At 45.6% G+C, this 4591-nt stretch carries 3 protein-coding genes; 2 read left to right on the forward strand and 1 reads right to left on the reverse strand.

Features of this window, described 5'->3' with window-relative positions; all coding sequences use genetic code 11:
* The first annotated feature begins 294 nt into the window (after positions 1 to 294).
* Both CAG69_RS12160 and CAG69_RS12165 read left to right on the forward strand, forming a co-directional pair.
* A complete protein-coding gene (locus CAG69_RS12160) occupies positions 295 to 3024 on the forward strand; it encodes a heavy metal translocating P-type ATPase (RefSeq protein ID WP_161444383.1) in 2730 nt (909 codons plus the stop codon).
* Positions 3025 to 3045: 21 nt separating this feature from the next.
* Positions 3046 to 3495, forward strand: coding sequence for a DUF411 domain-containing protein (locus CAG69_RS12165; protein ID WP_161444385.1), 450 nt, complete (start codon positions 3046 to 3048; stop codon positions 3493 to 3495).
* Between the two features lie 65 nt (positions 3496 to 3560).
* Here the strand turns inward: CAG69_RS12165 and CAG69_RS12170 are convergent, their stop codons facing one another.
* Entirely contained in the window at positions 3561 to 4253 is a 693-nt protein-coding gene (locus tag CAG69_RS12170) for an oligogalacturonate-specific porin KdgM family protein (protein WP_005382004.1), read from the reverse strand.
* Positions 4254 to 4591: the final 338 nt, after the last annotated feature.

Raw genomic sequence — 4591 nt, forward strand, 5'->3', positions numbered from 1 at the left:
ATCAAAAACTTAAATTTAAATATAAAAAATCAAAAACGTTAAAAGCACTTTTTGACACTGAACTGACATTGAGAGCATCTCAAAAGCGTGAGCGACTTCATTCATCTTTTAGGTGTTTTAACGGAACTTTATATTCAGAGAGAAAAAACCTTGAGATCACTCGCAAGTAAAATGGCAGTGAACTTTTGTGATTCAAGCGATTTTGACGAAATTGTTGAGAGCAAAAATGGGTATTGACCTTACCCTTGCAGGAAGGTTTAAGCTCAATGTATCACTATTATTGAGGTGCAGATTATGTATCAGTTTGTTATACCTTTATCAGGGCTCAACTGCATGGGCTGTGCGAGAAAAGTTGAGAGTGCTTTACATGCGAATCACGATGTAGAGATCCTCACTTTGTCCCCAACGCAAGTCGAGGTCAAAACCGAGTCCTCGCTTAAAGAGCTTGTTTCATCAATTGAATCTCTTGGTTACCAAGCAGGAAATCAGTACGAGTTAAACCTTTCAGGCTTAAGCTGTGGCGGCTGCGTGAAAAAACTCTCGTCTTTATTAGACTCTCATCAAGACGTTATTTCTTTCGAGGCTTCAACAACGCACTTAGAGATTCGTACCCTACTCTCCGAGCAACAAGTCATTGAGCTAGTTGCCAGCTTGGGCTATACGGCCAACAATAGCGCTGTTACTGATAACTCAGTTGCTGAAGAGCACAAGGCAATCACTCCCGATCAACACCAAAGCCAGACACATCAAAGCGAAAAAGGCGACCAAGCAAGGCCTGACGAGCAACCAGCAGGCACGGCTCAACTACAGATGTTGATTCAAGGTATGACCTGTGCAAGCTGTGTCGCATCAGTAGAAAAAGCCCTGACTAATGTACAAGGGGTTGAAAAAGCTCAGGTAAACCTCGCAGAACAAAGCGCACTGGTGTTTGTGACTGAAGACTCAAATTCGTTACATCAATCTATTTTGCAATCTGTCAAACAAGCGGGTTACCAAGGCGAGGTTTTACAAGACGCCGCGACACAGCAAGAAAAGCAAGCGCAGCAACAACGTCAACAGCAAAAACGCTTTAAGTTGGATGCAATTGCCGGCCTTGTTGTAGGTGCCCCTTTGATGATTTGGGGTGTTGCTGGTGGCAACATGATGATTCGCAACACCAATGACCAATTGGTTTGGGGCGCGATCGGTATTGTGTGTTTGCTGCTGCTTGCCACTGCCGGAAAACAGTTCTTTAGTAACGCTTGGTTAGCGGCCACTCACAAGCGCGCCACGATGGATACCTTAGTTGCGCTCGGTACTGGCGCAGCGTGGTTCTATTCTATGCTTGTGGTGATTTTCCCAGATTGGTTCCCAATGGCATCTCGTCATGTTTACTTCGAAGCCAGCGCGATGATCATTGGTTTGATTTCACTTGGTCACTATATAGAAGCCAAAGCGAAAGCAAACACAACTCGCTCGCTTCAGGCTTTGGTGAACTTACAGCCTCAACAAGCGACCGTCATCACTGAGCAAGGTGATAAACAAATCGCGGTAGAAGAAATCACTCTAGGAATGAAGTTACGTATCAAGCCGGGAGAGAAAGTGCCCGTCGACGGTACGGTAATTAATGGCGAATCGTACATTGATGAGTCCATGCTAACTGGTGAACCCGTTCCTGTATTAAAAGCACAAGAGGCTCATGTATCCGCAGGGACATTGAATACCGACGGCTCTCTCACTATAGAGGCTACCGGAATCGGCGCAAATACGATGCTCGCACGTATTATTCGTATGGTGCGCAGCGCTCAGAGCAGCAAGCCCGCCATCGCGAAATTGGCAGACCAGATTTCATCGGTGTTTGTCCCTGTCGTTGTAGGCATAGCAATACTGGCCGCGCTTGTTTGGTTTGCCGTTGGCCCAGAGCCAAAAGCGAGCTATATGCTGGTGGTCACCACAACCGTACTTATCATCGCCTGCCCTTGTGCTCTAGGCTTAGCAACCCCACTTTCTGTCACGGTGGGTGTGGGTAAAGCCGCAGAACTAGGCATTTTGATCAAAGATGCTGATGCCCTACAGCTAGCGAGTAAAATAGATACGGTTGTGTTCGATAAAACAGGCACGCTTACCCAAGGTAAACCAAGTGTGCAGCAAGTGTTTACTCACACCACCAGCCAAGAAGAGCTGTTGGGGTTAGCGTACGCCGCCGAGCGTCAGTCAGAGCACCCACTAGCAAAAGCGGTATGCGACTTTGCTAATCAGCACGACACACAAGAAGTGACTCTCGATAAATTTGAAAACGTTCGTGGGCGCGGCATTTTGGCAACGTATCAAGGTAAACCGCTGCTTATTGGCTCGCTTCAATTTATGCAAGCGGAAAACGTTGCAACAGAGGCTCTTCAGGATGAAATTGACAAATGTGCTCAGAACGCATGGACTCCGGTTGCCGTTGCGCTCGATGGTGAGTTAGTTGGCCTGATCGCCATTGCTGACCCAATCAAATCGGATGCAAAACAAGCGCTCTCTACATTAAAATCGCAAGGCATCAAAACGGTAATGCTGACGGGTGACAACCAACACGTAGCCAACGCTATCGGTCAAGAACTTGGTATTGATGAAGTAATCGCTCAAGTAATGCCAGATGAGAAAGCTCAGCACATTGAGCAACTTCAATCCCAAGGCCATGTTGTGGCAATGGTGGGGGATGGCATTAACGACGCCCCTGCTCTCGCGTTAGCCAACCTTGGTATTGCAATGGGTAGCGGCAGTGATGTCGCCATTGAAAGTTCGCAAATGACCATCCTGAACACATCACCAATGGCGGTGGTACATGCGATTGAACTGTCGCGCGCTACACTTAAAAACATGAAGCAAAACCTATTTGGTGCCTTCGTTTATAACTCACTGGGAATCCCTGTTGCCGCAGGCGTACTTTATCCTGCATTTGGATTTTTGCTCAGCCCAGTTGTCGCAGGTGCGGCAATGGCGCTGTCATCTATTACTGTCGTTAGTAATGCAAATCGACTACGACTTTTTTCAGTAAAATAACCACTTATATTTGAGGCTATTATGAAGTTGAAATTATTGACCTTTGCAATGCTTGCGACCGCATCCGCCAACGTATTGGCAGCCGATGTCATTAACCACAAATCGCCATACTGCGGCTGCTGTGGTGAATGGACAAAACACATGGAAGAGAACGGATTTACGGTCGAAGAGAAATTGCACGATGACATGAACGCCATAAAACGCGATCTAGGCATCAAGAACGAACAGCTTTACTCTTGCCACACGGCAGAGATCAACGGCTATCTGTTTGAAGGTCACATTCCAGCCGAAGACATTAAAGCGTTTTTGAAAAATCCACCACGTAACGCAAAAGGCCTATCAGTACCGGGCATGCCAATGGGCTCCCCTGGTATGGAATATGGCGACAAAAAAGACAGCTACACCGTTTACGCCTTTAACGAAAAAGGCCAAGTGTTCGAATATAGCCACCACGAAGGCAACGGCAAATAAAAACAAAGCCCAGCGAGACAAACCGCTGGGCTTTTTCTTAATGGACAGTTAAGACAAATATAAAATTAGAAGCCGTAAGAGGCACCAAATACAAACGCATTGTTAACGAGGCTATCACCACTTGCGTTTTCTGCACCGTGTGCTTGGCTACGGAACTCAAAGTAAGGCTGAACACCTTTACGTGTCCACGTTGCGCGAAGCTCGTGGTCCATCGTTTCCGCTTCAATCATGTAGACGTTGTTGTAGCTTAGCGTCACATCTTCATTCATCACGTAACCAATACGGTTATCCATGCGGTAATCTGTATCCGCATCTGCGTCTGTCGCATCAATATGCGCACGAGTACGGTTACTTAGCGAGATACCGTTATCGAAGTTGTAACCGATCTTAACCAATGGACGGTACTGTACGTTCTCGCCAGCAGAGAACAAGTGTTGGTAACCCGCTGCAACCCATAAATGATCGGTAATGTTAAATGACTGCTCACCACCCACAGTGATTGCTGGTGTTGTGTTACCTGCGCCACCGTTTTCTGTTTCCAGTTTACCCAACTGAATACCATCAAATTCGGTGTAAACCGTAAAGCCACCAAATTGGTTATCAAAAGTATGACCAGCTTCCAGTGTAGACGTAACGTCCGAACCATGGATTCGACCATCATCGTGGAATTGAACGTTACCTGTTACGTAAGAAGAACCAGCAAAAGCGCTAGAAGCGAAAGCGAGAGAAAGAGCACTCAGTGCAAAAATGTTTTTCATAATTACTGCCTTTATTTATTCACGTTATGCGACGGTTTTAAAGGGCTTCTCTTCCCTTTTATCGCAAACTTTGGAATGTGCCTCCTTGGCGATCGCAATATTGTTCCAATTAATTCGCGATGGAAAATAAAACATTTTAAAAAGTGATCTTGTTCAAACCGACGCTCAACAACCCTGATAAAAGTATGTTAAATACAGGCACTTACCGTATTTTTCTATAATGATTCAAAAAATAGAAGTGTGATCATAAACAGGTAATTTATTGACATTCAGCAAATTAAGTCGATCCAGTTCACAATAACCCTGACCATTACAAGCTAAAACTTATTTATCAATGA

Origin of the sequence: Vibrio sp. V43_P6S15P86 (assembly GCF_009904725.1) — a bacterium.
Lineage (GTDB): Bacteria > Pseudomonadota > Gammaproteobacteria > Enterobacterales > Vibrionaceae > Vibrio > Vibrio diabolicus.